General features: G+C 77.5%; 4 protein-coding genes. 3 read left to right on the top strand and 1 reads right to left on the bottom strand.

Annotation, left to right across the window (positions count from 1 at the left end; genetic code table 11):
- The first annotated feature begins 135 nt into the window (after nucleotides 1–135).
- Both HLB09_RS13860 and HLB09_RS13855 read left to right on the top strand, forming a co-directional pair.
- Nucleotides 136–2448, top strand: coding sequence for an HAD-IB family hydrolase (locus HLB09_RS13860; protein WP_171203932.1), 2313 nt, complete (start codon nucleotides 136–138; stop codon nucleotides 2446–2448).
- 80 nt (nucleotides 2449–2528) lie between these two features.
- Entirely contained in the window at nucleotides 2529–3017 is a 489-nt protein-coding gene (locus HLB09_RS13855; protein WP_171203931.1) for a MarR family winged helix-turn-helix transcriptional regulator, read from the top strand.
- A gap of 133 nt (nucleotides 3018–3150) precedes the next feature.
- Here HLB09_RS13855 and HLB09_RS13850 read toward each other — a convergent pair whose 3' ends face one another.
- The gene (locus tag HLB09_RS13850) at nucleotides 3151–3642 is read right to left on the bottom strand and encodes an inorganic diphosphatase (protein WP_171203933.1); all 492 of its coding nucleotides are present in this window, start codon (nucleotides 3640–3642) and stop codon (nucleotides 3151–3153) included.
- 4 nt (nucleotides 3643–3646) lie between these two features.
- Here HLB09_RS13850 and HLB09_RS20445 point away from each other — a divergent pair.
- The coding region (locus HLB09_RS20445) for a Mut7-C RNAse domain-containing protein (RefSeq protein WP_212771084.1) at nucleotides 3647–4225 on the top strand (579 nt) is incomplete at its 3' end.

The following is a 4225-nucleotide window of genomic DNA, read 5'->3' as shown; positions in this document are numbered from 1 at the left end:
GGGTCGGCGGCTCCCGTAGGGTCGGCGCCGACCGACCGGGTCCCGCGCGGGTGCGCGGGACCGTCGCCGCTCGCGGCGGGTTCGGGCCCGGGCGGTGGTCGCCCGCGGCGGGAGGAGGCCGGAGGTGCTGGACAGGTGCGGCTGAGGGAGGCCCTGGCGGACCGCCGCGTGCTCGTGACGGGGGTCACGGGCTTCATCGGCGAGGCGCTGCTGCGGACCCTGCTCGTGGAGGCGCCGCAGACCCGCCCGGTGGTGCTCGTGCGGCCGAAGGCGGGCCAGCCGGCCGCCGACCGCGTCGCCCGGCTGCTGCGCCGCCGCACCTTCGCCCCCGCCGCCGAGGCCGCCGGCGGGCCCGAGCGGCTGCTCGAGCGCGTCGAGGTGGTCGAGGGCGACCTCGAGGACGTGCCCGCCCTGCCGCGCGACCTCGACGTCGTCGTCCACTGCGCGGGCGAGGTCGGCTTCGCCCCGCCGCTGCAGGAGGCCTTCGCCGTCAACGTCGTCGGCACCCGGCACCTCCTCGAGCGGGTGCTCGAGGCCAGCGCCCCCGGCCCCGACCGCGAGGGCCGCGGACCCGTCCACTACGTGCACGTGTCCACGGCCTACGTCGGCGGCCGCCGCCGCGGGCCCGTGCCCGAGGCGTCCGTCGAGCACGCCGTCGACTGGCGCGCCGAGCTCGACGCCGCCGTCCGCCTCGCCGCCCGCATCGAGGAGGACTCGCGCACGCCCGAGGTCCTCGCCCGGTTCAACGCCGAGGCGCAGGCCCTCCACGGCCGGGCCGGGCCCCTGACCGCCGCGGCCGACGCCGAGCGCCGCCGCCGCGAGTGGGTGCTCGCCGAGCAGCGCGAGGCCGGGCGCCAGCGCGGCCACAGCCTGGGGTGGACCGACGTCTACACGTTCACCAAGGCCCTGGGCGAGCGCGTCGTCGAGGAGGTGGGCGCGCCGCTGCCCGTCAGCGTCGTGCGCCCGTCCATCGTCGAGTCCGCGCTCGAGCACCCGCACCCCGGGTGGATCGAGGGCTTCAAGATGGCCGAGCCGCTGATCATGGCCTACGGGCGCGGCGAGCTCCCCGAGGTGCCGGCGGCGCCCGACTCGACCATCGACATCGTCCCCGTCGACCACGTCGTCAACGCGCTCGTCGCCGTGTGCGCGACCACGCCGGAGCCGGGCTCGCCGCAGTACTTCCACGTCTCGTCCGGGGCGCGCAACCCGCTGACCTTCCGGCGGCTGTACGAGCTCGTCCGCGAGCACTTCCTCGCCCACCCCTTCGACACGGGCGAGGGCCCGGTGGACCTGCCGGTGTGGGACTTCCCCGGCGCCGCCCCGGTCGAGCGCCGGCTGGCGCTCGGCGAGCGGGTGCACGCGACCGCGGAGCGCGCGCTCACGTACGTGCCGCGCTCGGAGCGGGTGCGCGGCTGGAGCCGCGACCTCGACCGCCTGGGCCGCCGGCTCGCGCTGCTGCGCCAGTACTCCGACCTGTACCAGCCGTACACGCAGTCCGAGCTGCACTTCGTCGACGACGCGACCCTCGCGCTGCACCGGGCCCTCGACCCGCAGGACGTGCCGGCCCTCGGGTTCGACACGGCCGTCGTCGACTGGCCCCACTACATCCGGGACGTGCACGCCCCCAGCGTGACCAAGCCGGTGCGCAAGCAGGACGAGCTGCGGCGGATGCGGGCGCGCCGGGGCCCCGCGGGCGTGCGCCGCCCCCTCGTGCCCGCCGAGCCGGGCGCCGAGCCCTCGGACGTGCTGGCCGTCTTCGACCTCGACGGCACGCTGCTGACGGCGAACGTCGTCGAGACCTACCTGTGGACGCGGCTGCCCGGGCTCGGCACGGCGGGGCAGGCGCGCGAGGTGCTGTCCCTGGCGCGGAGCCTGCCCTCGATGCTCCTCACCGAGCGTCGTGACCGCGGGGACTTCCTGCGCCAGGTGTACCGGCGCTACCGCGGGGCCGACCTGCGGCTCCTCGACGAGCTCGCGGACACCGTGCTGGCCCCCGCGCTGCTGGAGCGCGCGAGCGACGCCGCCCTGCAGCGCGTCGCGGCCCACCGCGCGGCGGGGCACCGCACGGTGCTCCTGTCGGGCGCCGTCGAGCAGCTGGCCCGCCCGCTCGCGCCGATGTTCGACGAGGTCGTCACGGCGCGGCTCGCCGTCGACGCCGACGGCCGGGCGACCGGGCACCTCACCGCCCCGCCGCTCGTGGGCGAGGGCCGCGCGGCCTGGGTCGTGCGGTACGCCGAGGTCCACGGCTTCGACCTGGCGAAGAGCTACGCCTACGCCGACAGCCACTCCGACCTGCCGCTGCTGCGGGCCGTCGGGCTGCCGACGGCCGTCTCGCCCGACGTGCCGCTGCTGCGCGCGGCCCGCGGCGCCGGGTGGCCCGTCGAGGTGTGGGCGGCGCGCACCACGCTGCCGCGCCGGCTGCGCACCCCGCGGGCGGTGACGGCGTGACGTCGGGCGGGGTCGCCCCCGGCGGGGACCCCTGGGCGGGGGACGAGGAGGTGGACCACGACGTGGCGGGAGGAGACCCGATGAGCGACGACGCGCAGGACTCCCACGAGCGGGCGGTCGCCGCGCTCGAGACCCAGATCGGTCTGCTGGTGCGTCGAGCGCGGGCCTTCTCGACGTCGGTGGCCGCCGAGGTGCACCCCGACCTCGACCACTCGGCCTACGGGATCCTCCAGCGCCTGGCCACGGTGGGCGCGGAGCGCACCACCGACCTGGCCGCCTTCCTCGGCGTCGGCAAGCCGACGACGTCGCGCCAGCTCTCCCAGCTCGTCGAGCTCGGGCTCGTGGAGCGCACCAGCGACCCGACGGACGGGCGGGCCTCCCTGGTCCGGCTGACGGCCGACGGCTCCCGGCGGTTCGCCCGGGTCCGCGAGGACCGCCGGGCCAACCTGCGCCGGCAGCTCGCGCCCTGGGCGGACGAGGACGTCGAGTCGCTCGCCCGCCTGCTCGAGCGCTTCAACGACCTGGGCGCGGGGCGCCCCGACCCGCAGCAGGAGCGCGCGGCCGACTGAGGGCGCGGTCGACCCCGGGCGCGGCCGACCTCGGGTGCGGTCGACCGGGCGCCGCCGTCCTGGCCGACGACGAGAGCCCCGCACCGCCGGGCGGTGCGGGGCTCTCGTCGTCAGTGCCGGCCGAGCGCGGGCGTCAGTGCCCGCCCGACTCCGCGAGGCGCTCGCGGGAGGCCTCGATCTCCTTCTCGGCGTCGGCGCGGCCGACCCAGTGGGAGCCCTCGACGGACTTGCCGGGCTCGAGGTCCTTGTAGATCCGGAAGAAGTGGTCGATCTCCTGCCGGTAGAACTCGCCGACGTCGCCCAGGTCCTGGATGTGCTCGAGGCGCGGGTCTCCCGCGGGCACGCAGAGGACCTTGTCGTCGCCGCCCGCCTCGTCGCGCATGTGGAACATGCCCACCGCGCGGGCGCGCACGACGCAGCCCGGGAAGGTGGGCTCGTCGAGCATCACGAGCGCGTCGAGCGGGTCGCCGTCGTCACCCAGCGTGCCGTCGATGAAGCCGTAGTCCGCCGGGTACCGCGTGGCCGTGAAGAGCGTGCGGTCCAGCCGGATCCGCCCCGTCTCGTGGTCCACCTCGTACTTGTTGCGGTTCCCCTTGGGGATCTCGATCGTGACGTCGAACTCCACGTGCATGCCCTCCATCGGCAGGTCCGGCGCGCCGGGCGACCGGCGCGTGCGCCGGTCCCGCGGTCGTCGTGTGCTGGTGCTCCGCTGCGTAGTGTGGCGCACGCGAGGGCCGGGCCCGTCGGTCGGCGCCCGCCCGGGTGGCCGAGCCGGTCCCCGGCGCCGTGGCGACACCCGGCGCCGGACCCCGTCGTGCACGCGTCGGAGCCGGTGCCGGACGGGTGGCGGACGGGCCGCGGCGCGCCGCGGCGAGAGGGCGGGGCGGAGGTCCGGTGGCAGGTCGTCGCAGCACACCGGGGGGTCGTGGCCGCGCCCGCCGGGCTGCGGGGGCGACGGTGCTCGTGCTGGCGCTCGCCGGCGGCTACGCGACGGCCGACGCCGCCGACGTCGTCCCCGGCCCCCTCACCACGGCGCCGCCGCCGGTCGCCGACCCGTGGCCCGACGCCCCCGGCGCGGTCGTGCCGACGTCGCCGACCGCCTGCCCGCGGGCACGCGGCGCAGCTACGACGACTTCACGCGCTGCGCCCGGTGCGGGCACGTCTTCTGGCGGGGCGCGCACGCCGAGCGCCTCGACGCCCTGCTCGCG

It is taken from the genome of Pseudokineococcus marinus (assembly GCF_013004605.1).
GTDB lineage: Bacteria > Actinomycetota > Actinomycetes > Actinomycetales > Quadrisphaeraceae > Pseudokineococcus > Pseudokineococcus marinus.
The sequence above is the reverse complement of the archived record's forward strand: the minus strand, read 5'-3'. Positions and strand labels throughout refer to the sequence as shown.

Coding starts and splice junctions, on each gene's coding strand:
- HLB09_RS13855 (WP_171203931.1), top strand. CDS start 2,529: ATGAGCGACGACGCGCAGGACTCCCACGAGCGGGCGGTCGCCGCGCTC.